This window comes from Desulfovibrio sp. ZJ746 (assembly GCF_011039155.1).
Lineage (GTDB): Bacteria > Desulfobacterota > Desulfovibrionia > Desulfovibrionales > Desulfovibrionaceae > Desulfovibrio.
Genome location: NZ_JAAKEK010000005.1, coordinates 134,375 through 158,563, shown reverse-complemented (window position 1 = coordinate 158,563; position 24,189 = coordinate 134,375). Strand labels below are relative to the sequence as shown.

The following is a 24,189-nucleotide window of genomic DNA, read 5'->3' as shown; positions in this document are numbered from 1 at the left end:
CGGACGGGAAAAATCTGACTCTTTCGTGCCAAAAACTGCCCTTTCAGGGGGCGCCGGCCTCCCGGCGCGTCGTGCCCTTGACGCGGGAACGGCAAATCTTGCCGCCGGTGGTGGGGGTGGTCAGCGGCCAGCGAGCGCGGCGCGGCCGCCATGGGCCTCGATGTGCCGCATGAGCGCCTGGAACACGCCCTCGATGTCGAGCGAGGAAGTGTCCACGATGAGCGCGTCCGCGGCCGGCCGCAAAGGGGCCACGGCGCGTTGGCGGTCCAGGGTGTCGCGCTCGCGGATTTGCCCGGTGAGCACGGCGAGGTCTTCGTGCCGCCCGCGTTGCGCAAGGTCGCGCTGGCGCCTGAGGGCCCGCGTTTCCGGTGTGGCGTCGAGAAAGAACTTGAAGCGCGCGTCCGGGAAGACGGCCGTGCCCATGTCGCGCCCTTCGGCCACCAGCGGGCCGCGCTCGCCCATGCGCCGCTGCGCTTCTTTAAGGATGTCGCGCGCCGCCGGCACGGTGCCCAGGCGCGCGGCCAAAAGGCCCACGGCCTCGGTGCGGATCTCGTCGCCAACCGGCACGCCCGCGCAGGAAAGGCGGCTCTCGGCCCCGCTCCCCTCGAGGGTAAAGGGCCACGCCGCGCAGCGCGCCCGCAGTTCCTCCGGCGCAAGGGCCGTCGCATCCGGCCCGAGGCGCAGGGCCAGGGTGCGGAACATGGCCCCGGTGTCCAGATAGGGCAGGGAAAGGGCTTGAGCCAGGCGCCGCGCAAGGGTGGTCTTACCCACGCCGGCCGGCCCGTCCAGCGTCACCACGGGGAGCAGCGGGGCGGTCATGCGCCGAGCTCCTGCTCAAGAGCGCGCAGAAAGGCCGCGTTCTCCTCCGGGGTGCCCACGCTGACGCGCAGGTGGTCGGGAAGGCCATAACTGCGCAGGGGCCGGATGATGATGCCGCGCCTGAGCAGCCCTTCAAAGCAGGCGCGGGCGTCGTGCCCCTCCGGCAGGCGGAACATGAGGAAGTTGGCCTCGCTCGGCCAGACTTGGCAGCCGAGCCTGGTGAGGCCGGCCGCAAGCTCGCGGCGCCCCTCGCGCACGGTCGTGAGCGTGGCCGCGCGGAAGGCCATGTCTTCCATGGCGGCCAGCGCGGCCTCCTCCGCGAGCACATTGACGGAGAAGGGCAGGCGGCTGCGCCAGAAGCCGTCCGCGATGGCCGGCGGCACAATGCCATAGCCGAGCCTGAGCCCCGCGAGCCCCCAGCTCTTGGAAAAGGTGCGCAGGACGGCCACGTTTTCCGGCAGCTCCCCGGCATGGAGCAGGGAAGTGGCGGCTTCGTCCTCCGCGAAGTCCATATAGGCCTCGTCCACCACCAGAAGGGCCCCGGGCGCCGTTTCGGCGAGGCGGCGCGCAAGGCGGAGCACATCCTCCCGAGGCGGGCAATAGCCGGAAGGATTGTCCGGCGTGGTGACGAAGACAAGGCGCGTGGTCGCGTCGGCGAGGTCGGCGAGGCCGGCGAGATCCTGGGAAAAATCTTCCCGCAGGGGGCGGCGGCGCAAGTCCACGCCGGCCACGCGCGCCTGGATGGGATAGATGCTGAAGCAGGGCTCGCAGCAGACGATGTTGTGCTCCCCGTCGGCTGCGAGCATGCGGATGAGGAGGTCGATGATCTCGTCCGAACCGTTGCCCACCACGATGCGCTCGGGCGCCACGCCGTGCAGCCTGGCGAGGGCCTCCCGCAGGCGCGGGTTGCCCCCCTGCGGATAGCGGAAGGCGAGGCAGGCGTTGCGGCGCACGGCTTCCTGCGCCAGCGGCGAGGCGCCCAGGGGGTTTTCGTTGCTCGCGAGCTTGATGACCTTGGCGAGGCCGTGGCGGCGCCGGATCTCGGCGATGGAAAGCCCCGGCGCATAGGCGTCCAGCGCCCGGATGCGCTCAAGGACCGATGGTGCGGACATGATGACCTCGATGAGAAGCGGCGCACTTGGCGGCGATGCCGGGAGCGCCCCGGAAAGCCCCTGAGGCCCCGGGTCGCTCCCGGCTGGGGGAACGTGTCAGGCCTTGGGGGCTTCGGAAGGCCGGATGGTGAGCACGGGCATGTCGGCGTTCTTGACCACCTTTTCGGCCACGGAGCCGAACAGGATGCGGTCGATGCCCTTCCTGCCGTGGGTGCCCATGACGATGATGTCCACCTTTTCCTCGTGGGCGCGGTTGAGGATCTCCTCGGCGGCGTAGCCGATGAGCACCTGGCCGCGGGCCTCGATGCCCGAGAAGTTTTCGGCCACAAAGGCCTCCATGGACTTTTCGGCGCCGGTGACGATCTCGCCGACGAAATTCTCGATGGTGTTGGGCGGCACATGGAAGCCCACATACTGGCTCAGCGAGGGCGCGGTATAGACCACGATGACGCTGGCCCCCATGCCCTTGGCCAGCATGGCGGCATACGCGGCCACATCCTTGCTATGGTCGGAAAGGTCCACCGCGCACAGGATCTTCTTGATTTCCTTCTTGGCCATGGCATCCTCCTCGGCGTGGCCCCGCGCGGGCGCGCCGGGCCTTTGGGATTCAACGTCCGAATATAGATAAGGATAGGGGCTTTTGAAAAAATAGACAAGTGCCCGGCTTGAAGCTAGACTGTGCCAGGAAGACATGGGCGCAAAGCACAGCGCGGAAGCGCCCCCGGCGGGTGCCGCACGCCCGCGCCGGGCAGAAATTGCCGGCGCCTTTTTTGAAAAAGTCTTGAAAAATGCCGTCTTGCGGCCGGCGCCTTCTTGGCAGGCTTATTGCACATTGCCGGGAAACGCCAACCCTGGAGGCGACTATGGAAATAAATGCCGAACAATTGGAAGCGTTGCTGCGCGTACAGGAGCAACAGGCGCAGGGCACCCGCAAAACCGCGGCCCAGCCCGGTGTCTTCGATGCCCTCCTGACCGAGCAACTGGCCGGCCAGGACGCCGGCGCGGCGGCCACAAGCCCGCTTCCTCCGGGCGCGCAGGCTGCGCTCTTCAGCCAGATCATGCTGAACGGCGTCGGCGCGAGCGAGGCGACGGACCCGGATACCGCGGTGTTCCAGGCGGCCTTTGACCAGGCCTCCGGCACCCTTGATATGTGGGATACCTACGCCAAGACCCTGGGCTCGTCCCCGACCGACAGCTCCCTGCGCGAAGCCTACGCCCTGCTTGAGGGCATAGACAGCGAGGTGACGCGGATCAGGGCGGATACCGCCGGCGTCCGGGGCAAGAACCCCGGGCTCGACAGCCTGCTCAACGAACTGGAAGTGCTGACCGCCACGGAAAAATTCAAATTCAACCGCGGCGACTACCTCATGTAGCCGCCAGCAGTCCAATGCTGAAAAAAACCGCAGGTTTCAGGGAGCCTGCGGTTTTTTTGCGGCATTTTTCCGGGCGCCTCAACAAGTGCCCGCGGGCGGGGCCGGGGCGGCGGCCACAGCGGCCAGCCGGGCGAGGAGTTCCGCGCGGATGGCGCCGTAAGGCGCGTCTTCCGGCAGGTCCTCAATGAGGCGCCGGGCATGGCCGGCAGCGGCGAACTGGCGCCGGCTGGCGGCAAAGTGCATGTCAAAGAGCCAGCTCCCGAGGAGCACGCGCAGGTCGTTGACGCTCGTAAGATCGGAATAGGAGGCCACGCGTCCTTCGCGGGCGGCGCCAAGCACCGTGGTGCTCACGAGGGCCCGGTCGTCGGGAAGGCCCAGCACCACGGTGGGGTGGTAAGGCTTGGGTCCGCTGAGGTTTTCGTGCATCACCCGGAGGATGTCCAGCTTGTCCGCGTCGCGCACCACATGCGTCACCAGGGCCGCGTCCTCCGGGAGCGCCGGGGGCAGCATGAAACGGTTGTGCAGGCCCACGGCCGTGAGCACGCGCCGGCGCAGGGCCGGGCTTTCATCGTCAAGGCGGCGTTCGCGCTTGAGGATCTTCACCCCCATGAGGCCGTGATTGCAGGATTCCCGGTCGCGGAAGGTGCGGTAGCGGCGGTATTGCTCGAAGCGCGCCACGTCATGATAGAGCGCCGCGAGGTGGCAGGCGCGCGCAAGCCCGGGCTCCGGGCCGCTTTCGGCGGTGATGGCGCGCGCCGTGGCCAGCACCTCGCGGGTGTGCCGGAGCTTGAGGTCTATGGGGCCCGCATCGCCGGTCTCGAGGGCGCGCTGCTCCTGCGCATAGCTCTCGAACCATGCTTCGTGTTCCGCAATATCCATGCCCGTCCTCTACGCTCTGCGCGGCGCACTGGCAAGCGCCGCGGCCGGGGCAGGGGGCGTCCGCGCCTTGCATATTTTCTGAAACAACGTATGCTTGGCGGCGAAACCGGCGGCGCCGCGCGGCGCACGTTTCCGGCGCGAGGGCATTGGCCGCGCTGCCGAAAGCCGGCTTCGCAAATTTTTCCGGGCGCCTTGCGGGCGCCCACATATAAGGAACTGCATGACTTCCGAGCAAGATTTCCCCAGCCCGTCGAGCCCTGAAACCCCAATCTCCAGCCAGCAACTTCCCGCCGAGAGCGCCCCCCAGGGCGCGGAAGAGATCCCGCGCCCGCGCCGGCGCGCGCCCCGGCGCGCGACCCACGCCGCGGACAGCGCCGCCATGGACACTGCGGCCGCCGGCGGGGCGGCGCCCCAGAGGCGCGGCAGGCCCGGCCGCGCAAAGCCGGGGGAGACAGCCAGCGCGCAGGCGCCTGACGCGGGCGCGGAGAACGCAACGCCGGAAAACGGCGCGCCCAAACGCGGCCGCCCGCGTGGACGTGGCAGGAGCGCGGCCGCCGCTGAAACGGCCCCTTCGGCCCCCGGGGAAACTGCACCCGAGGCTCCCGTGCAGGAAGCGGAAAAGCCGGCACGAGGCCAGCGCCGCGGTCGGCGCCCGCAAGCCGTCGGTGAGGCCGCCGGGGGAGCCGATACGGCCGCCCAGGCCGAGGCGCCGGCGCCCCGCAGGCGCGGTCGCCCCACAAAGAGCGCGGCCGTCGCTGAAATTTCGGCCCCGGCGGAAGAGAGCCCCCAAGGGGCACAGCCCCAAGCTGATGGCGCGGAACCGGCCGGGGCCGCAACGCCGGCCCGGAAGCCCCGCAGGGGGCGCGCTGCCCGGGAAGGGGCTTCGGTTGAGGCTCCGGCCCCGCAGGCGGAAGCCGCCCCCGGCATGGGCGATGCCGGGGCGCCTGAAGTTGCCGGCGCTGAAGCCCCCGTGGCCGAAACGGGCGCAGCTGAATCCGCCGGGGCCGAGGCCGGCGAGCCTGCGCGCCGCAAGAGCCGGCGCGGCCGGCGCGGGGGGCGCGGGCGCGGCCAAAAGAACCGCGCGCCTGAAGGCCAGAACGATGCCGCCAAGGCGCAGGAGCCCGGGGCGGAAGCGGCCCCCGAGGCTCAGGAAGAGGGCGCCCCGGCCGGCCCCGCTGAAGGGCAGGAGGGCGCGGAGGCTGCCGATGCCGAATCCCGCGACAGCGGCACCGCCAAAAAAAGCGGCGCCAAAAAGCCGCGCGAAAAGGCAACCCCGGCCAACAAGCGCATGTTCATCAGCGTGCTCCCGGGGGAGCAGGTGGAAGTGGCGCTGGCGGAAAACGGCGTCCTCCTCGAGTATTATCTGGACATGCTCCACCAGCGCAAGCTCAAGGGCAATATCTACAAGGGCGTCATCCACAATATCGACGCCAACCTGCAGGCGGCCTTCGTCAACTACGGCACCGGCAAGAACGGCTTTCTCCAGATCGACGAGGTGCACCCCGAATACTGGCTCGCGCCGCACGAGCCCGCCAAGGGCAAGAAATTCCCGCCCATCCAGAAGGTGCTCAAGGCCGGGCAGGAAGTGCTCGTGCAGGTGGTCAAGGAGCCCACGGGCAACAAGGGCGCCTTCCTCACCACGTGGCTCTCGCTGGCCGGGCGTTTTCTCGTGCTCACGCCCGGGCAGGAGCAGATCGGCGTCTCGCGCAAAGTCAACGACGAGGAGGAGCGCGCCCGCCTGCGCGAGATGATGAACGGCATCGACCCGGGCAGCGGCCTCGGGGTCATCGTGCGCACGGTGAGCGCCGGCACCACCAAGGCCACGCTCAAGAACGACCTCCAGTATCTCAAGCGCCTCTGGAAGGACATCCGCAAGAAGGCCACCGAGGTGGCGGCGCCCGCGCTGGTGCATCAGGAGCCGGGCCTTTCCGAGCGCGCGGTGCGCGACTACCTCACCGAAGACGTGGGCGAGATCTGGGTGGACAACGAGGCCGAGGCCGAGAACGTGCGCGGCATGGTGAGCCTGCTCTTCCCGCGCAAGAAGGATCTCGTGCGCCTCTATGACGATTTCCGCCAGTCCCTGTGGGACCGCTTCAACCTGCGCCGCCAGCTGGAGCAGATCTATTCGCGCGAGGTGGTGCTGCCCTCGGGCGGCCGCCTCGTCTTTGACCAGACCGAAGCCCTCATGGCCGTGGACATCAATTCCGGCAAGATCTCGGGCAAGGGCAATTTCGAGGCCATGGCCTTCAAGACCAACATGGAGGCCGCCGAGGCCATCGCGCGCCACCTGCGCCTGCGCGACATCGGCGGGCAGGTGGTCATCGACTTCATCGAGATGCGTGACAAGAAGCATGTGGTGGAGGTGGAAAAGACCCTGCGCCAGGCCATGAAGAACGACCGCGCACGGCATGACGTGGCCCGCATGAGCTCCTTCGGCCTCTTGGAACTGGTGCGGCAGCGCATGGGCTCGTCGGCGCTTTCCATCACGCTGGAGCCCTGCCCGGCCTGCGGTGGCACGGGCCTTCGGCGCAACCTGGAGTGGCGCGCGCTCCAGGCCCTGCGTGACCTGCGCGGCCGCCTCCAGAACACCCACGCCCCCACCTGTGTCTTTGAGACCGAGCGCGAGCTGGGCCTCTATTTGCTCAACCACAAGCGCGACACCCTGCGCGACATGGAGCAACTGTTCGGCAAATGCCTGGAAATCTCCATCCAGCCGTAGCCCCGGAGGGCGCCCCAAGCGCGGCGGTGCCCCCGGGGGCCGGCCCGGAGCTGCCCCCCGCCCCGCGCGAGGGCACGCCGCTCCTGCTCCACGCCTGCTGCGGGCCCTGCGCCATCATGCCGGCGCTGCGCCTCAGGGACGCCGGCTTTGCCGTGACGCTCTGGTACAGGAACCCCAATATCCACCCGCTCGCGGAATACCTGAGGCGGCGCGAGGCCGTGGGCGAATGCGCCACGCGCCTCGGCGTGCCGGTGATTTATGACGACGCCGCGTGGGATGTGCGGGCGTGGCTGGCCGCGCCCGGGGCGCGGAAAGAGCCGCCCGCGCGCTGCGAATGGTGCTGCGAAAGCCGGGTGCGGGCCGCGGCGGCCGCCGCGAAAGCGCTGGGCTTTGCGTATTTCACCACGAGCCTGCTCTATTCCCGCTACCAGCCGCACGAGGCCATCGCCGCCGTGGGGCGTCAGCTTACGGCCGGCGGGGGCCCGGCATTCGTGTACGGCGATTTTCGGCTGGACTGGCAGGCAGGCATCGATCGCTCCAAAGAATGGGGGCTCTACCGGCAACCTTATTGCGGCTGCGTCTTCAGCGAGGCCGAGCGCTACCACAAGAAGCTCGCGCGGTGCATCCGGGAAAGCGGCGGGAATTGAGCCGGCGATGGATTTTTTTCTTGACCTCGGACCGCGATTTCCGTACAAACACTCCTGCCAATGATCCCCGATAGCTCAATCGGCAGAGCGGGTGACTGTTAATCACTAGGTTGGCGGTTCAAGTCCGTCTCGGGGAGCCAGAAAGTTTCAGGGGCCGCAGTAGAGATGCTGCGGCCCCTTTTCGTCTGGGCCGTTCGGAAAATTTCCCTAAAAATACCAAATGTTCTTGGCCCTCAGTCTTCCGCGCCAAGCCTTTGGGCCAGCACCGTGCGCGTCCTCGGGCCGTCGCCTTCATAAAGATAGATGCTCTGCCAGCGGCCGAGGCAGAGGGAGCCCCCGGCGAGCGGCACGAGCAGCGAAGCGCCAAGGAGGCTTGCGCGGATATGGGCGTCGGTGTTGCCCTCGGCGTGGCTCCAGCCGTGGGTGTGCGGGGCGATCTCATTGAAAAAGCGGATGAGGTCGCGCTTCACGTCCGGGTCGGCCCCCTCGTTGATGGTGAGCCCGCAGGTGGTGTGCGTGCAAAACAGCATGAGGGCGCCATCCGCCCAGCCCTGCCGGCGCACGAGTTCCGCCACGGCCCCGGTGATGTCGAGCATTTCCTCGCGGCGCGTGGTGCGCACTTCCAGTTGTTGCATGCCGTCCTCCGCGTTCAGGGTTTTTTGACCATGAGCCAGGCCTGGATCTCGTGGTTTTCTTCCGTCCAGTGGCGCTTGTATTCCATGCGCGGGCCCGTGACGGGCCCCATGTCGTAGCGGGCCGCGCCCTCTTCACAGAGCCATTTCAGCGTCTCGAGCTGGAGCAGGTTGCCGAGGGAGAGCTTGTGCTCCCCGGCGGCATAGCTGAACTGCTGGCCGCGATAGGTGGCCCCGCACAGGCCGCCGAAAATGAAGCCGATGTCCCGGCCGTCGCGTTGCGCCATGATGGCGCGCAGCTTGCCCTCCCCGGCCAGTCGTTGCACGAGCAGCGCATAAAATTCGCGCGCCGGGGCCTCGCCCATGCCGCACTGCGCAAGGCCCTTCCAGCTTTGCGCCTCCACGGCCTGCATGCGCGCATACAGGGTCGCTGCCTCGCCGGGCGTGGACGGGTGCTCGCGCGTAAAACTGACGCCCGCGGCATGCGCCTTGCGCGCGGCCTTTTTGAGCTTGGCGCGGTGGTTGGCCGAGCGCCGCGAGAGGTAGCCGTCCACCCCGCCGGCAAGCGAGGCCGCGCACTGGACGGAACTGCCGTGGCGGAAAAAGGCGTAGGCCCCGCCGAAGCGGTGCAGGAGCATGGCCGCGAGCGGCCCCCGCGGCTGGATGCCGCTTAGGATGAGATGGGGCACCGCGTCCGGGTAGGCCGCGTCAAAAGCGCTGAGGGACGCGGCGAGCGCATCCCCGGCGGCCGCCCCGAGCAGCGGGCAGCCGAAGAGCCAGCCGTTTTCCGGCGGGGTCAGGAAGACGCGCTGCCCCTCCGCCAGGACTTCCGTGAACACGGCGAGGCCATGGGCTTCCGCATGGAAGAAGAGCTTTTTGCCCGGCGTGACGGTCTCGCTGAAGGTGAGCTGCCACGCCGGGGCGCAACAGAAGGGGTCGGCCTGGCCGGTGGTGGCGGCAAGGTGCTCCCAAAGGGGGAGCACGCCCGTCAGGGCCTGCGCGCCGGCCGTCCCGCCCCCTTCAGAGGGACTGTCCGTCAGCGGGAGAAAGGGCATGGAGCCTCCGGGGCCGGGAAAGGGCGGGCGCACATGGCGGAAAAGTCCCATGGATGGGCGCCCCGGTCAAGGGCAGGCGCCGGGGGAAGTGGGGCGCCCGCATTGACAGGCGGGCGCACAGGTCTTAACTAGGTGATGCCCGCATTTTGCGGCCAAAACCTGGAGGACATGATGCTCGAACTCACCGAAAGCGCCCGCAACGAGCTTGAGGCGTATTTCAAGGATAAGGACAAGGAAACCATCCGCATCTACCTGGCGCCCGGCGGCTGCTCCGGCCCGCGCCTCGCCCTCGGGCTCGACCCGGCCGGCGATGACGATGTGAGCGAAGAGGCCGGCGGCTTCACCTTCTGCATCAACAAGGAACTCCTCGACCAGATCAAGGGCGCCAAGATTGACCTGACCCCCATGGGCTTCCTGGTCGATCCCACCGTGCCCCTGTCTGAAAGCGCGGGCGGCGGTTGCGGCGGCTGCTGCGGCGGCTGCGGCTCGCACTAGTCTTCATCCGTTTGCGGCCCTGGCCTTCATGGGGCCGGGCCGCAGGCATTTTTGACCAGGCCGGGGGCGCCATGGCGCTCTCCCGGTCTGGGCGCGTTTCCGCGGGGCGGCCAAGGCGCCGGCCGCGGCCTCCACTCCCTATCCGTTCCCTCCTTCGCAGGCTCCCATGCAGGATTTCGACGCCATCCTCGCCAGCGCTGAAACCAGGGTCTACCTAGAGCGCAGCGGCATGGCGACGCGCTGCCGCCTGGCGGCCCAGGCGCTCGCTTCCGGGCGCACGGCCGTGCTGCTCGCCCGCGGCCGCGAAGAGCTGCACACGGCCTCGGCGCTGGCGCGCCTCTTCCTCCCCGAGCTGTCCGTGGGTGACGGCGATGTGGCGAGCCCTGTCTGGGAGCGCCCCCTGCTCGTCATGCCGCGCCTGCGCGACTGGGCCGACCGCGACGGCTGGAGCGGCCGCCTCGCCGCCCTCTACGCGCTCGCCCAGGGGAGGCCCCGCTGCGTGGTGGCCTCCGTGGCGAGCCTCATCCCGCGCTACATGCCCACGGACTTCTTCAGCGGCCGCAGCCTCGATCTTGCGCTGGGCATGGACTTCTCGCCCGAGCTCATCATCGAGCAGGCCGTGGAATGGGGCTACGAGCGCGTGAGCATGGTGACGCGCCCGGGCGAGCTCGCGCGGCGCGGCGACATCCTCGATATTTACGCCCCCGGCTATGGCCGCCCGGTGCGCCTGGAATTTTTCGGCGACTCCATCGAGGAGATGCGGCTCTTTGATGCCGAGAGCCAGCGCTCCCTGCGCAATATCGAGGAACTGACCCTGTTGCCCGTGAGCCCGCTGCCGCTGGACACCAAGGGCCGCGAAGCCGCCCGCGCGCGCTGCGAGACGCTTGTCCGCGAGGGCCGCATCAGCGAGAACGACGCCTATACCTACCGCAAGGCGCTTGAGGAGGGCGGCGCCGGCCTCTTGCCCGGCCTCCTTTGGGAAAAGGCGAGCCTGTTCGAGAACTGGCTCCACCCGGAGAGCCTGTGGATACTCCCCGGCGAGGCCGACAGCGCCGAGGCCCTGCGCGCCGTGCGCCAGAGCCTCAAGGAAGAGCTCGAGAAAGAGGACGCGGCCCTGCCGCAGCCCGCGAGCCTCGTGTTCCGCCGCTCCTCCCAGCCCGCGCCGTGGAACGGCTTTCAGTGCGTTTTCGACGAGCCGCTGGTGGTGGGTGTGGAGGCGCGGGGCGTCTCCCTGCAGGAGCGGCCGTTGCACCAGTTCGCCGAGCTCTTTCCCGCGCCCGGCGCGCAGGACAGGCCCTGGCAGCACCTGGCGGCCGGCCTCAAGGCCTGGCAGCGCGAGCGGCGGCAGGTCATCCTCAGCTTTTCTTCCGAGCGCGGCCGCAACAAGTTCCTCAAGCTGGCCGAGCAGGACGGCATCGCCCCGGCCCTGCGCTACGCCCCGGGGCAGGGGGGGCTGTTCGCGCTCATCTCGCCCTTTCGCGGCGGCGCGGAGCTCGCCTGGGACAATAGCCTCGTCCTCGGGGAGGACATCCTCTATCCGCGCGCCGAAAAGACGCACCGCGCGGCCACGCGCGCCTTCAAGGGGCTGGACAGCTTCGAGAGCCTGAAAGAGGGCGACCTGCTCGTCCACCGCGATTACGGCATCGGCCGCTTCGCCGGGCTGCACCACCTCGATGTCAACGCCGCGGCCAATGACTTTCTCCTGCTGGAATACGCGGGCCATGACAAGCTCTATGTGCCGGCCGACCGCCTCGGCCTCATCCAGCGCTTCAAGGGCGCCGAGGGCGCGGAGCCGCCCCTCGACAAGCTGGGCGGCCCCTCCTGGGCGGCCGGCAAGGAAAAGGCCCGCAAGGCCATCGAGAAGATCGCGGCCGACCTTGTGGAGATGTATGCCTACCGCAAGGTCGCCAAGGGCTTCCGCTACGACCCGCCGGGCGAGCTCTTCCGCGAGTTCGAGGCCACCTTCGGCTATGAGGAGACGCCCGACCAGGCCCGCGCCATCCAGGACGTGCTCGACGACATGGACGGCGAGCGCCCCATGGACCGCCTCGTCTGCGGCGACGTGGGCTTCGGCAAGACCGAGGTGGCCCTGCGCGCGGCCTTCCGCGCCGCCTCCGAGGGGCGGCAGGTGGCGCTGCTCTGCCCGACCACGGTGCTCGCCGAGCAGCATTACCAGACCTTCAGGGCGCGTCTCGCGGGCTTTCCCATCAATGTGGGGCTCCTGAGCCGTTTCGTGCCCCGCGCCAAGCAGAAAGAGACCCTCAAGGCCGCCGAGGCCGGGCAGGTCGACATCCTCATCGGCACGCACCGCCTGCTTTCCAACGACGTGAAGCTCCCGAACCTCGCGCTGCTCATTCTCGACGAGGAGCAGCGCTTCGGCGTGCGCCACAAGGAAAAGCTCAAGGCCCTGAAAAAGAATGTGGACGTGCTCACGCTCACGGCCACGCCCATCCCGCGCACGCTCCAGCTCTCCATGTCCGGTATCCGCGAGCTCTCCATCATCGAGACCGCCCCGCAGGACCGCAAGCCCGTGGCCTCGGCCGTGCTCGGGCGCGACGACGCCACCCTGCGCAAGGTGCTCCAGCGCGAGCTCGATCGCGAGGGTCAGGTGTTCTGGGTCTACAACCGGGTGCAGGGGCTCGAGCGCGTGGCTGAATATGTGCGCAAGCTCGCGCCGAACGCGCGCGTGGGCATGGCGCACGGCCAGATGGCCGAGGCCGAGCTCGAGGCCACCATGCGCAAGTTCTGGCACGGCGAGCTCGATGTGCTCGTCTGCACGTCCATCGTGGAGTCCGGGCTGGACTTTCCCCGCGCGAATACCCTCGTGGTGGACCAGGCGCAGATGTTCGGCCTTGGGCAGCTCTACCAGCTTCGGGGCCGCGTGGGCCGCAGCGACCGGCAGGCCTACGCCTTCTTTGTGGTGCCCGACGCCTCGCGCCTCACGGAAACGGCGGAAGAGCGCCTGCGCGTCATCCTCGACATGGACTATCTCGGCGCCGGCTTCCAAGTGGCCATGGAAGACCTGCGCCTGCGCGGCGCGGGCAATATCCTGGGCGAGGTGCAGTCCGGCCACATGACGCGCGTGGGCCTTGACCTGTACCTCGAAATGCTGGAGGAGGCGGTGGCGCGCCTCAAGGGCACGCCCGCTGCCCTCGCCGCAGAGACCGAGCTCAACCTCGGGCTGCCGGCCCACATCCCGGCCACATATATAGATGACGGCCGCGAGCGCCTGCGCTGCTACAAGTCCCTGACATCGGCCGTGGGCGGCGCGGCCCGCGAGGAAGTGGCCCTCGGCATCCGCGACCGCTTCGGTGCCTTCCCCGAGGAGTTCCGCAACTTTCTCGCCGTGCTGGACTTCAAGGAATTCCTCACTGAGCTCCAGGTGCAGAAGGCCGATATCCACCGCAACAGCGTGCGCCTCGTCTGGGCGCAGGGGCAGACCGCCGTTTCGCCCGAGCGCATCGTGGAGCTCGCCGCCAGCGAGCCCGGGGTCAAGCTGCATCCGCCGGCCGGGCTCTCCCTGCCGGTTTCCGAGGATGTGCCCTTCAGCGAAGGCCTTGCGGCCGTGCGCGCCCTGCTGGAAAAGATCCGCGCCCCGAGGCTGGCGCCCCCGGCTGTCTCGCAGGCCATCCCTGATGAGGCTTCGGAAGCCGCCGCAGCAGGAGGTGCCGCATGACGGGACGGGCCTTCCGCGCCCTTGGGCTCCTCTGGGTGCTCGCGTGTTCGCTGGCGCTCGCCGGCTGCTTTGAAAGCCGGCTGCCGGACGGGGTGGTGGCCAGCATCAACGGCGAGCCCATCCGGCTTTCCGCCGTGCAGGCGCTCATGGACAGCCGCTCCTCCTCGCTGGGCATCCCGCACCGGCCTTCGCTCGAAGCCATGAAAAGCCGCTACGGCGGCGCCCTGGGCACGCTCATCGTCCATGCCCTCGTGCGCCAGGACCTCGAGCGGCGGGGCATGGCCGTCACCGACGCGGCCCTTGAGCACGCCGTGGCCCAGGTGCGCGAGGATTTCGGGCCCGGCGGGCTCGAGCAGTTCCTCACCGCCTCCTCCCTGCGCGAGGCCGACTGGAAGGCGCTCATGCGCGACCATCTCGCCATGGAGGTCTTCAGGAAACGGGTGCTCCTGCCGGCCATCCAGGTCTCCATGGCCGAGGCGCGCGCGTATTATGAGGAGCACAAGGCGGACTTCGTGCTCCCCGGCTATCTGGATATCTGCTTCGCCGCCGCCCCTGAGAAGCAGGCACTCGCCGCCTATTGCCAATCCTTCACGGCGCGCTTCCGCGAGCGGCCCGAGGCGGACGCCGAGGCCGATTTCGCGGTGCTTTCCGGCGCGGCCGCCAGCGATTCCGGCGCGCTCGCGCAATGCCTCGAGGTGCAGCCGGACGAGGTGCCCCCGGCATGGCGCAAGGAGGCCGCGGCGCTCAAGCCAGGCGCCTGCGGCGAGCCGCGCCAGCAGGACGGCGAATGGCGGGCCATCGCGCTCGCCGGGCGCCAGAAGGGCCACGCGCTGGAACTCACCGAGGCCTATCCGCTCATTGAGGCCATCCTGCTGGAGGAAAAGAAATCCGCCGCTTTCGGGGAGTGGCTGGAGGAGAGCCTCGGCCGCTCGGAGATACTGGTCGCCCCGGAGCTCAAGGAATCGCTGCTTACGCCCGGGCTCGCGGGCTTTGTCACCGAGGAGCCGGACGAGGGCGAGGATCTCGACCACCCGGAGAGCCAGCGTGAGCGAGAGGACGATGCCGCCGCTGCGGGCGCCGAAGGCGCGCCCGATGTACAGAATGCTGTGCGGGAGGGTGCGCGGGACGGCGGGGACGGCGCGCGCAGGGGCGCCCGGCGCATGGGAGCGGGCCGTCCGGCGCCCCGGCCTGCCGGCCGCTAGGCGGGAATTTTCCCGGTGATTGCCACCGGGCGCCTTTTGCAGTAGGCATGAAAGCCGACATCCCGTTGCGCCCCGGTGGCGCGCGCCCGACCCGTTGCGCGCGAAGGGCCATTCCTTCGCGCGCGGAGCAAGGAGAGCTCTGGTGAAAATGCGTCTTCTCTTCCCGGCGTTCGTGATCGCCATTCTCTGTATCCTTTGCGGCGGCTTTGAGAGTGCTTCCGCGGCCCAGTTGAACAAGGTGGCGGCCGTGGTCAACGGCCAGGTCATCACCATGTTCGACCTCCAGAAAGAGGCACTCCCCGAACTCGCCCGCGCGCGGCTCAACCCCAATGACCCGGCGCAGGCCAAGGCCGTGGACGCGGTGTTCCGCAAGGTGCTCGACCTCATGATCATGGACATCCTCATCGCGCAGGAGGCCAAGCGCCTCAAGGTCACGGTGAGCGAGGCCGAGGTGGACAACGAGCTCAAGCGCATGATGCTCGCGCGCAAGCTCACCAAGGAGCAGTTCGAGGCGCAGCTCAAGCAGCAGAAGATCCCGCTCGCCGGCCTGCGGGCCAATATCGAGAAGAGCCTTTTGCGGCAGAAGGTCATGGGCATGGAGGTCGGCCGGCGCGTGGTGGTCACGCCGGACGAGATCAAGGCCTATTACGAGGCCCACAAGGACACCATGTTCGACCGCAACGGCCTGCGCATGGGGCTGCTCGTCTACCATCCCAAGGCCAATCCCGCGGCCGTGGCCGCGCAGATCAAGGCCGGCAAGCTGAGCTTCGAGGAGGCGGCCGCCAAGTATTCCATCGCGCCCAACAAGGACAAGGGCGGCGATATGGGCCCGGTGGAGTGGGACAGGCTCAACCCCGAGTGGGACGGGCGCCTCTCCCAAATGAAGCCCGGGGACGTGACCGAGCTTTTCGACCTGCAGGGCCACAAGGCGCAGGTGCATCTCTTCCGGCCCGGCGGCGGCGCGGAGACGCCGCTGACGCTGGAGCAGGCCACCCCGCAGATCGACGCCATCCTGCGCCAGCCCAAGGCCAAGGGCCGCTTTGAAGACTATTCCCGCCAGTTGCGGGAAAAGGCCGTTATCGACATCAGGCTCAACTAGCCCGCGCAGGCACGGCCCGTGCCCGCACGCGCGACAGCCGCCCCGGCGGCGAGGGACTGTGATGAACTTTGACGAACTGGGCGCGGCCCTGCGCGCCGAACGCGAGCGGCGCGGCCTGCGCATCGAGGATGCCGCCGACCACCTCAAGATCAGCGCGCGCCACCTGCGCGCCCTGGAGGAGGGCGATGCCGCCGCCCTGCCGCACCCCGCCTATGCGCGGGGCTTCATCCGCTCCTATGCGGCCTATCTCGGCATGTCGCCCGAGGAAATCCACAACGCGCTCAATGGCGTGAGCGCTCCCGAAGCGGCCCCGCAGGCGCCCGTCAACATGGCCGAAGCGGTCCCGCGCGTGCACCGCAGCGGTGGGCGCAGCGGCGGGGGCAAGGGCGCGCTCGTTGTCCTCGTCCTGCTGCTGGTGGCCGCGGGCGCCTATGCCGGCTGGCGCTGGGGCCTGCCCCTGCTCTCCGGGCTGGAGCAGCAGCGCCTGGCGCAGCCATCGCCGCCGCTCAGCTCCGCGCAGCCCGCGCCGGTGGCGGAGCCCGTGAAAAAGGCCGAAAGCGCGAGGCCGGCGCCCGCCCGCAGCGCCCAGCCGGCCCCGGCGGCGACCGTGCAACAGGCACAGCCACAGGCGCAGCGCCCCGAAGCGGCGCCACCGGCCCCGCAAGCCAGCCCGCAGCCCGCCCGGCCCGCAGCTGTGACATCCCGACAGGAGGAGCAGGGCGCGCCAGCGGCCGCTCTCGCGGCTTCCGCGGCCGGCGCCTCTTCCGCCCCCGGGCAGGAGGCAGCCGCCGCTCCGGCCCAGGCCGGCGACGACGCGGCGGCCCCGGGCCAGCACAAGGTCATCATCACGGCCACGGAAGAATGCTGGATTCACTCCAACGCGGACAGGACGGACACGCGCCAGTTCTCCCTGCGCAAGGGCGACACTTTCGCGCTCACCTTCGCCCGCAGCCTTGAGCTCAAGCTCGGCAACGCCGGCGGGGTGCGCATCCGCTATGACGGGCAGAGCATGCCGCCCGCCGGGCAGTCCGGGCAGGTGCGGACGCTCACCTTCCCGCCGCAAGACGGCCAGTGAACGAGTGGCGGGACGAGGCGGTGGTGCTCCGCATGGGGCATTTCCGCGAATCTGACCTTTGGCTCCGGCTCCTCTGTCGCGGCCGGGGCGCGCTCACGCTCTTCGCCTTCGGGGCGAGCCGCAGCAGGCGTCGTTTCTGCGGCTGCCTCGATGTGTTCAACACCCTGCAATGCCGGGTCAAGGTGTCGGGCCGGGGGGACTTCCTCAATCTTGAGGAGGCCGCCCTGTTGCGCGGCCCCCGGGGCCTGCGCGCCGACTGGCGGCGCATGGGCCTTGCCGCCAACTGCCTGCGCTTTCTCGAGGCCCTGGGCGTGGACGGCGAAGGCGCCCCGGAGAGCTTCGCCCTGCTCGAAGACCTGCGCGAGCTGCTGGAGGGCGGCGCCCCGGTGCCGGCGCTGCTGCCGCTGTTTTTCCGCCTGCGGCTCGCCGGTGCCCTGGGTTTCGCGCCCAATCTCGGCCAGTGCGGCCTCTGCGGCGCGGACGTGGAAGAGAGGGCGAGCTTCGTGGTGGACGAGGGCCTGTTGCTCTGCCCGCGCTGCCGTGCGGAGCGCCCGCTCGCCGAAACGCGTTATTGCGTGGAGGTCTCGCGGGCCGGGCTTGACGTTTTGCGCGCCGTGCAGCAAACTTTTCCGTCCGCATGGCCGGCGGAGGCGCTCTCCGCGCCCGAGCGGCGCGCCTGTGCGCGGCTCATCGACGGCTTTGTGCAGTACCATCTCGGCCTCGCCTGGGAGAACGGCCGTTTCCGCCGCGTGTGATGCGGTTGTTGCCGCGGCGCGGGCCTTCCCCGGCTGGGGGCCGCAAGAGGGAGAACCATGTATTTTCAGGATGTCATCCTCACGCTTCAGCGATACTGGGCGGGGCAGGGCTGCGTCATCGAGCAGCCCTCCGGCGTGGAGTGCGGCGCCGGCACCTTCAACCCGAGCACCTTTTTGCGCGTGCTCGGGCCCGAACCGTGGAAGGTGGCCTATGTGGAACCCTCCCGCCGCCCAACGGACGGCCGCTACGGCGAGAACCCCAACCGCCTCCAGCGCTATTTCCAGTTCCAGGTCATCCTCAAGCCCTCGCCGGACAATGTGCAGGAGCTCTACCTGCAAAGCCTGGCCGCCCTCGGCATCGACCCGGCGGCCCACGACATCCGCTTCGTGGAGGACGATTGGGAGTCGCCCACGCTGGGCGCGTGGGGCCTCGGCTGGGAGGTGTGGCTCAACGGCATGGAGGTGAGCCAGTTCACCTATTTCCAGCAGGTGGGCGGCATCGACCTTTCGCCGGTGAGCGTGGAGCTCACCTACGGCCTCGAGCGCCTCGCCATGTACCTGCAGGGCGTGGAATCCGTCTATGACCTCGCCTGGAACAAGGATGTCACGTACGGCCACATCTACCACCAGAACGAGGTGGAACAGTCGCGCCACAATTTCGAGGCCAGCAATGCGGAGATGCTGCTTCGGCAGTTCAACGATTTCGAGGGCGAATGCAAGGCCATGCTCGAGCTCGACCTGCCCTGGCCGGCCTATGACTATTGCCTGAAGTGCTCCCACACCTTCAACCTCCTTGATGCCCGTGGGGCCATTTCCATCACCGAGCGCACCGGCTATATCGGCCGGGTGCGCGCGCTTGCGGCCGGCGTGGCCGCCCGCTACGCTGCGCAGCGCGAGCGGCAGGGCTATCCCCTGCTCACCGAAAAGGCCGGGAGGTAACATGGCGACCTTTGTGCTGGAGATCGGCAGCGAGGAGCTGCCCGCCCGTTTCCTGCCCGGCGAGGAGGCCGAGCTGGCCGCCCGCATGTCGGCCGCGCTCGACAAGGCCGGCCTCGCGTACGGGAATGTGCGCGTCATGAGCACGCCCCGGCGCGCCGTGGTCATGGTGGAAGAGCTCGACCCGGTGCAGCGGGAGCGGGAGGAAGTCATCGTCGGGCCGCCCGCGCGCGTGGCCTACGGTCCGGACGGCGCGCCCACAAGGGCGCTGGAGAGCTTCGCCCGCGCCAACGGGGTTGATGCGGCGGAAATCTTCCGCACAAAGACCGATAAGGGCGAATATGTGGCGGTGAAGAAGCGTAGCGGCGGCGCCGCGGCAAGCGCGCTGCTTGCCGAGATTTGCCCGGAGCTCATTCAGGGGCTCCCCTTTGCCAAGCGCATGCGCTGGGGCGCCCATTCGCTCGCCTATGCCCGGCCCCTGCGCTGGGTGCTCGCCCTGCTCGACGGCGAGGTGGTGCCCTTCAAGGTGGGCCATCTCGAGTCCGGCCGGGAGACCTGGGGCCACCGCGTCCACGGCGAGGGCCCGCACAAGGTGCCCGCGGCGGCCGACTATCTGGCCGTGGCCGAACAGGCCGGCGGCATCGTGGTCGACCCGGCGAAGCGGCGGCAAACCATCATCGAGGGCGGCAATGCCCAGGCGGCCGCCATGGGCGGCACCGTGGTCTGGAAGGAGGGCCTGCTCGACGAGGTGCAGGGCCTCGTGGAGCATCCTGTGCCGCTTCTCGCAGATTTTGACCCCGCGTATCTCGAAGTGCCGGCCGAGGTGCTCCTGACGAGCATGGAGAGCCACCAGAAGAGCTTTGGCATCCGCCGGGCGGACGGCGCGCTCTTGCCGCATTTCCTCACCGTGCTCAACCTGGCCCCGCGCGACATGGCGACGGTCAAGCGCGGCTGGGAGCGGGTGCTCAGGGCCCGCCTTGAGGACGCGCGCTTCTTCTGGCGCGCGGATTCGCGCGAGAGCTTCGACACCTGGCTTGAAAAGCTCGACCATGTCATCTTCATCGGGCCCCTCGGCAGCATGGGCGACAAGACGCGCCGCCTCGAGGCCTTGTGCCGCTGGCTCGCCGGGCGCGTGCCCGGCGCCGACCCCGCGCTGGCAGCCCGGGCCGGGCGGCTCTCCAAGGCCGACCTCGTGAGCGGCATGGTGGGCGAGTTCGACACCCTGCAGGGCATCATGGGCGGCATCTACGCGGCCAACAAGGGCGAGGCGCCCCAAGTGGCCGAAGCCCTGAAGGAGCAGTACCTGCCCGCCGGGCCGGACACGCCCGTGCCGCAAAGCCTCACCGGGGCGCTCCTCTCCATCGCCGACAAGGCGGACACGCTGGCCGGCTGCTTCGGCCTCAACATGATCCCCACCGGCGCGGCCGACCCCAACGGGCTCAGGCGCTGCGCCCTCGGCATCATCCGCATTCTCCTGGCCTTCGACCTGCACCTTGATGTGCGCTCGCTCTTCGCCGAGGCGCGCAAGCTCTATGGCGAGCGCCGCTGGAAGCTCGCGCCCGAGGTGGCGCTGGACAAGCTCATGGAGTTTTTCCGCGGGCGCCTGCGGCAGTATTTCGTGAGCCGGGGCGATGACACGGTGCTCGTGGATGCGGCCCTCGGCGCCGGGGTGGACGACGTGCCGGCCTGCGCCGCGCGCCTCGCCGCGCTCTCGGCCTTCGTGCGCGAGGCGGAAAATGAGGGCGCGCTCCTGGCCTTCAAGCGGGTGGATAATATCCTCCGCAAGCAGGGCGCCAAGGAGGACATCCCCGGCGAGTGGGACGCGGCCCTCTTGCGGGAGCCGGCGGAACAGGCCCTTGCCGGTGCGCTTGCGCAGGCGCTCCCCAAGGCGGACGCCCTGCTCGCCACGGGTGATATGGCCGGGGCGCTTCGGGAACTCGCGGCCCTCCGGCCCGCGGTGGACGGCTTTTTTGACGGCGTCATGGTCATGGCGGAGGACGCGGCCCTGCGCCGCAACCGTCTCGCCCTGTTGCGGGCTCTCGGGGCGCGCGTGGCGCGCGTGGCCGACATTTCGGCCCTCCAGATATGAGCGGCCCCGCGGTGAAAGGGCTTGACAAGCCCCTGGGATGCGGATAAGAACCCTGTTTCGTATTTCTGGCAACACCATCGCGGCGTAGGCCGCGTGCGGAACGACAGATTGCGCGGGCTGGTCCCCGGCGGCGGCAGCGCAAGGAGTGGAGGAAGAACGTGGCCAATCATAAATCCGCCATCAAGCGGCACAAGCAGAGCCTCAAGCGGGCCGCCCGCAACCGCGCCCAGCGCACCCGCGTCAAGAACGCCGTCAAGGATGTGCGCGCCGCCATTCAGGGCAACGACAAGAGCCTCGCGCAAAAGCAGCTGAGCGAAGCCTCCTCCGTGCTCGCCAAGGCGGCCGGCAAGGGCGCCGTGCACTGGAAGAAGGCCGCCCGCAAGATCTCCCGCCTCGCCCGGGCCGTCAACGCGCTCGCGGCGGAGTAGGGCCGAGCCCGCAGATTTTTCTTGACAGCCCGCGCCGTCAGGAATAAAAGGTTCACTTACGCGCCCGTAGCTCAGCTGGATAGAGCACCAGGCTACGAACCTGTAGGTCAGGAGTTCGAATCTCTTCGGGCGCGCCATTTTTGAGACGCCTGCGGGAAAAACCGCAGGCGTCTTTGCGTAAGGAAGCACGGGATGGCTCCACCCTCCGGCCGGGGCGACCCCGCCGGGAGGCCCGCTGGGGCCGGGCGCGGCCGTGTTTCCGTCCAGCGCACAAGCGGCAAGGAGAACTTCATGGCGCCCGTCAATACCCTGGTCATCACCGGCTACGGCACCAATTCCCATCTGGAGACCGCGCATACCGCGCGGCTTGCCGGCTCTGACCGGGCGGACGTGGTGCATTTCTCCGACCTCATTTCCGGGGAGTGCCGCCTCACGGACTATAATTTCCTTATCTTCCCCGGCGGCTTCCTGGACGGCGACGACCTCGGCGCCGCGCAGACGGCCGCCATGCGCTGGCGCTGTCTTCGCGACGCCGGCGGCAAGCCCCTGCTCAGGAGCCTTGAGGAATTCCTGGACGCCGGGGGCCTCGTGCTCGGCATCTGCAACGGCTTCCAGCTGCTCGTCAAGCTCGGCGTTTTGCCGGCGCTGGACGGCGCGCGCTTCGAGCGGCAGGCCTCGCTCGGGCACAATGATTCCGCGCGTTTTGAAGACCGCTGGGTGCATCTTTTGCCCAACCCGGAAAGCCCCTGCGTGTTCACGCGCGGGCTTTCGCTGCTCGCCATGCCCGTGCGCCACGGCGAGGGCAAGCTCGTCTGCCGCGACGAGGCCACCCTTGCGCGGCTTGAGGCCGAAAACCTCATCGCCCTGCAATATGCCGACCCCGAGGGCCGGCCCACGCAGGAATATCCGTGGAATCCCAACGGCTCGCCGCTCGCCATCGCGGGCCTCACCGACCCCACGGGCCATGTGCTCGGGCTCATGCCGCATCCCGAAGCCTTCCACCACGTCACCAACCATCCCGGCTGGACGCGCGGCGAGCTCGACCCGCCGGGGACCCTGCTTTTCGCCAACGCCGTGCGCTATTTGCGGGCGCAAGAGGCCTGAGCGCCGTTTTCGGGGGCAGCATGCAACTTGCCGAACTTATCGCGGGCATAGAGCGCATCGCCAGGCCGGAGTTCGCCGCCTCGTGGGACAAATCGGGCCTGCAGGTGGCCTCCGCGCGCACCGGGGTCGCGAGGCTCGCCGTCTGCCTCGACCCGACGCCGGATTCCGTGCGCCGCGCGCTTGCGGCCCGCGCGGACTGCATCCTGAGCCACCATCCGCTCTTGCTTTCGCCCGATTTGCCGCGCCGGCAGGACGCCTATTGGGAGGTCTTGCGCCTTCTCCTCGGGGCCGATGTGCCGCTCTATGCCGCGCACACCACCCTCGATGTCAACGCTGCGGGGCCGGCCGCGTGGCTTGCTGACGAGCTCGACCTGCGCAATCGCGCCGTCCTCGAGCCGGTGGCCCCCGCGCCGGCGCCCGGCAGGCTGCCCTTCGGCTACGGGCTTGCCGGCGATTTGCCGAAGCCCATGGCCTTCGAGGAGTTCAACGCCCAGTTGTCGCGCCTCCTGGAATTTCAGGGCGGCACGGCGTGCGGCCCGGTGCCTGAGCGCGTGGAGCGCGTGGCCTATTGCACGGGCTCGGGCTCGTCGCTCTGGCGCGAGGCGCGGGACGCCGGCGCCCGGCTTTTCATTACCGGCGACGTCAAGTACCATACCGCGCTGGAGGCCCGCATCGGCATCCTTGATGTGGGCCACCACAGCCTTGAAGAAGAAATGATGCGCCGCATGGGCCTCTTGGTCGCGGCCATGTTTGCCGGGCTGGAGGTCATCTTCGTGGCCTCGGCCTCCCCCCTGCGCCCGCGTTGCGCCGCGGGGGACGCGGCCCCGGCTTTGTGAGACGAGGAGGAACGCCATGAGCGATGCCGTGTATCTGGACCAGATCCAACAACTTGTCGAACTCCAGAAGGTGGACGACGAAATCTTTGCCGTGCGCCAAGAGCTCGATGCCGCGCCCCGGCAACTGGAAGAGCTCGAAAAGCGCTTTTCCGCCGTGGAGGCGCGCCGGGCGCGCATCCTGGACAAGCTCTCCCACCTGCAGGAGCAGAAAAAGCGTCTCTCCCTCGAGATCGACGACGATTCCGCCCGCATCAAGAAGAGCAAGAACAAGCTCATGCAGGTGGAAAATACGCGCGAATACCATGCCATGATGCGCGAAATGGACAGCATGGAGAAGATCAACCGCACCCGCGAGGAGGAAAAACTCACCCTCCTCGAGGAATTGCAGATCCAGGAGGGCGCCCTCGCGGACTGCGACCAGGAGCACGGCGCGCTGAAGGCCGAGCTCGACGCCGCCCGCGCCGGCCTTGACGCGCGCCTCGCGCAGGCCCGGGAACAACTCGAGAAGCTGAGCAAGAAGCGCGAGACCGTGGGCAAGGCCATCCCGCGCCCGGTCTTCATGCGCTACGAGTTCATCCGCAAGCGCCTGGAGCACCCGGTCATCGTGGCCGTGCGCGAGGGCGTGTGCTCGGGCTGCAATATCGCCGTGCCGCCGCAGGCCTTCATCGATCTCCAGCGCGGCCAGCAGATCCAGAGCTGCCCCAATTGCCAGCGCCTTATCTTCTGGTGCGAGCATTTCGAGGAGGCCAAGCCCAAGGAAGCCGCACCGGCCGAGGCCGCCGTTGAGGTGGCTGAAGCGGAGGCGCCGGAAGAGGCCCCGGCCGAATAGCATTCAAGGCGCAGCGGCCGCGCCTCCAACAAGGCCGCGCACGGGAGGCGGACAGACCGTCGCTGCGGGCTCGGGCGCATGCCCAGGGCCCGGGGAGGAAAGTCCGGGCTCCGCAGGGCAGGACGCTGGGCAACACCCAGGAGGGGCGACCCTCGGACAGCGCCACAGAAAGCAAACCGCCACGCCATGCGTGGTAAGGGTGAAACGGTGGGGCAAGAGCCCACCAGATGCCGCGGCGACGCGGCATGCTCGGCATACCCCGTCCGGAGCAAGACCAAGTAGGGAAGGAGGCCGGCCCGGCCCATGCCTTCCGGGTAGGTTGCTTGAGGGCGCGGGCAACCGCGCTCCTAGAGGAATGACGGTCACCGCGCCAGGCCTTGCGCCCGGGGCGGGACAGAACCCGGCTTATCGTCCGGCTCCCGTGCGTTT

21 protein-coding genes, 2 tRNA genes and 1 other RNA gene are annotated in these 24,189 nt (G+C 69.0%); 18 read left to right on the top strand and 6 right to left on the bottom strand.

Annotated features, from left to right (window positions below; genetic code table 11):
- Positions 1–120: 120 nt before the first annotated feature.
- The 3 genes from cmk to G7Y54_RS09190 all read right to left on the bottom strand — a co-directional run bounded on the left by cmk (position 121) and on the right by G7Y54_RS09190 (position 2,489).
- Entirely contained in the window at positions 121–819 is a 699-nt protein-coding gene (cmk, locus tag G7Y54_RS09200; RefSeq protein ID WP_165079009.1) for a (d)CMP kinase, read from the bottom strand.
- Positions 816–1,931: a histidinol-phosphate transaminase gene (gene hisC / locus G7Y54_RS09195; RefSeq protein ID WP_165079008.1), complete on the bottom strand. Its 1,116-nt coding sequence runs from the start codon at positions 1,929–1,931 to the stop codon at positions 816–818. Before hisC ends, cmk begins: the two co-directional genes overlap by 4 nt.
- Positions 1,932–2,027: 96 nt before the next feature.
- On the bottom strand, positions 2,028–2,489 hold the full coding sequence (locus tag G7Y54_RS09190) for a universal stress protein (protein ID WP_165079007.1): 462 nt from the start codon (positions 2,487–2,489) through the stop codon (positions 2,028–2,030).
- Positions 2,490–2,794: 305 nt separating this feature from the next.
- Here G7Y54_RS09190 and G7Y54_RS09185 point away from each other — a divergent pair, with 305 nt between their 5' ends.
- On the top strand, positions 2,795–3,304 hold the full coding sequence (locus tag G7Y54_RS09185) for a hypothetical protein (protein WP_165079006.1): 510 nt from the start codon (positions 2,795–2,797) through the stop codon (positions 3,302–3,304).
- Positions 3,305–3,382: 78 nt separating this feature from the next.
- Here G7Y54_RS09185 and G7Y54_RS09180 read toward each other — a convergent pair whose 3' ends face one another.
- The gene (locus G7Y54_RS09180; protein ID WP_165079005.1) at positions 3,383–4,183 is read right to left on the bottom strand and encodes an HD domain-containing protein; all 801 of its coding nucleotides are present in this window, start codon (positions 4,181–4,183) and stop codon (positions 3,383–3,385) included.
- 925 nt (positions 4,184–5,108) lie between these two features.
- On the opposite strand from G7Y54_RS09180, the gene G7Y54_RS09175 reads away from it, so the two are divergent.
- From G7Y54_RS09175 to G7Y54_RS09165, 3 genes are all read left to right on the top strand, one after another.
- Positions 5,109–6,902 carry an Rne/Rng family ribonuclease gene (locus tag G7Y54_RS09175; RefSeq protein WP_241159441.1) on the top strand — a complete coding sequence of 598 codons (1,794 nt, stop codon included), beginning with the start codon at positions 5,109–5,111 and terminating at the stop codon, positions 6,900–6,902.
- Positions 6,875–7,549, top strand: a complete 675-nt coding sequence (locus G7Y54_RS09170) for an epoxyqueuosine reductase QueH (protein ID WP_165079003.1) — start codon at positions 6,875–6,877, stop codon at positions 7,547–7,549. The genes G7Y54_RS09175 and G7Y54_RS09170 overlap by 28 nt, the downstream gene beginning before the upstream one ends.
- Before the next feature lie 64 nt (positions 7,550–7,613).
- Positions 7,614–7,689, top strand: a tRNA-Asn gene (locus G7Y54_RS09165).
- Between the two features lie 93 nt (positions 7,690–7,782).
- Here G7Y54_RS09165 and G7Y54_RS09160 read toward each other — a convergent pair.
- Positions 7,783–8,184, bottom strand: a complete 402-nt coding sequence (locus G7Y54_RS09160; protein WP_165079002.1) for a secondary thiamine-phosphate synthase enzyme YjbQ — start codon at positions 8,182–8,184, stop codon at positions 7,783–7,785.
- A 14-nt stretch (positions 8,185–8,198) separates the two neighbouring features.
- A complete protein-coding gene (locus tag G7Y54_RS09155) occupies positions 8,199–9,236 on the bottom strand; it encodes a GNAT family N-acetyltransferase (protein ID WP_165079001.1) in 1,038 nt (345 codons plus the stop codon).
- Positions 9,237–9,407: 171 nt separating this feature from the next.
- Here G7Y54_RS09155 and G7Y54_RS09150 point away from each other — a divergent pair, with 171 nt between their 5' ends.
- From G7Y54_RS09150 to rnpB, 14 genes are all read left to right on the top strand, one after another.
- Complete coding sequence (locus tag G7Y54_RS09150; RefSeq protein ID WP_165079000.1) at positions 9,408–9,731, top strand: IscA/HesB family protein; 324 nt, start codon at positions 9,408–9,410, stop codon at positions 9,729–9,731.
- 166 nt (positions 9,732–9,897) lie between these two features.
- The gene (gene mfd / locus G7Y54_RS09145) at positions 9,898–13,407 is read left to right on the top strand and encodes a transcription-repair coupling factor (RefSeq protein WP_165078999.1); all 3,510 of its coding nucleotides are present in this window, start codon (positions 9,898–9,900) and stop codon (positions 13,405–13,407) included.
- Positions 13,404–14,609 carry a peptidylprolyl isomerase gene (locus G7Y54_RS09140; RefSeq protein WP_165080245.1) on the top strand — a complete coding sequence of 402 codons (1,206 nt, stop codon included), beginning with the start codon at positions 13,404–13,406 and terminating at the stop codon, positions 14,607–14,609. Before mfd ends, G7Y54_RS09140 begins: the two co-directional genes overlap by 4 nt.
- Before the next feature lie 148 nt (positions 14,610–14,757).
- Positions 14,758–15,708 (top strand): SurA N-terminal domain-containing protein, encoded by a 951-nt coding sequence (locus tag G7Y54_RS09135; protein ID WP_165079088.1) that lies wholly within the window; start codon positions 14,758–14,760, stop codon positions 15,706–15,708.
- 61 nt (positions 15,709–15,769) lie between these two features.
- The gene (locus tag G7Y54_RS09130) at positions 15,770–16,783 is read left to right on the top strand and encodes a helix-turn-helix domain-containing protein (RefSeq protein WP_165078997.1); all 1,014 of its coding nucleotides are present in this window, start codon (positions 15,770–15,772) and stop codon (positions 16,781–16,783) included.
- On the top strand, positions 16,780–17,538 hold the full coding sequence (recO, locus tag G7Y54_RS09125; RefSeq protein ID WP_165078996.1) for a DNA repair protein RecO: 759 nt from the start codon (positions 16,780–16,782) through the stop codon (positions 17,536–17,538). Before G7Y54_RS09130 ends, recO begins: the two co-directional genes overlap by 4 nt.
- 57 nt (positions 17,539–17,595) lie before the next feature.
- A complete protein-coding gene (glyQ, locus tag G7Y54_RS09120; RefSeq protein ID WP_165078995.1) occupies positions 17,596–18,477 on the top strand; it encodes a glycine--tRNA ligase subunit alpha in 882 nt (293 codons plus the stop codon).
- 1 nt (position 18,478) lies between these two features.
- Positions 18,479–20,563 carry a glycine--tRNA ligase subunit beta gene (gene glyS, locus G7Y54_RS09115; RefSeq protein ID WP_165078994.1) on the top strand — a complete coding sequence of 695 codons (2,085 nt, stop codon included), beginning with the start codon at positions 18,479–18,481 and terminating at the stop codon, positions 20,561–20,563.
- Positions 20,564–20,721: 158 nt separating this feature from the next.
- Complete coding sequence (gene rpsT / locus G7Y54_RS09110; RefSeq protein ID WP_165078993.1) at positions 20,722–20,991, top strand: 30S ribosomal protein S20; 270 nt, start codon at positions 20,722–20,724, stop codon at positions 20,989–20,991.
- 60 nt (positions 20,992–21,051) lie between these two features.
- A tRNA-Arg gene (locus G7Y54_RS09105) sits at positions 21,052–21,128 on the top strand.
- Positions 21,129–21,282: 154 nt separating this feature from the next.
- Positions 21,283–22,095, top strand: a complete 813-nt coding sequence (locus tag G7Y54_RS09100; protein ID WP_165079087.1) for a phosphoribosylformylglycinamidine synthase subunit PurQ — start codon at positions 21,283–21,285, stop codon at positions 22,093–22,095.
- A gap of 20 nt (positions 22,096–22,115) precedes the next feature.
- Positions 22,116–22,931 (top strand): Nif3-like dinuclear metal center hexameric protein, encoded by an 816-nt coding sequence (locus G7Y54_RS09095; protein WP_165078992.1) that lies wholly within the window; start codon positions 22,116–22,118, stop codon positions 22,929–22,931.
- Positions 22,932–22,947: 16 nt separating this feature from the next.
- Positions 22,948–23,760, top strand: a complete 813-nt coding sequence (locus G7Y54_RS09090) for a C4-type zinc ribbon domain-containing protein (RefSeq protein ID WP_165078991.1) — start codon at positions 22,948–22,950, stop codon at positions 23,758–23,760.
- Positions 23,761–23,803: 43 nt separating this feature from the next.
- Positions 23,804–24,184, top strand: an RNA gene (gene rnpB / locus G7Y54_RS09085) — RNase P RNA component class A.
- The last annotated feature ends 5 nt before the right edge of the window (positions 24,185–24,189 follow it).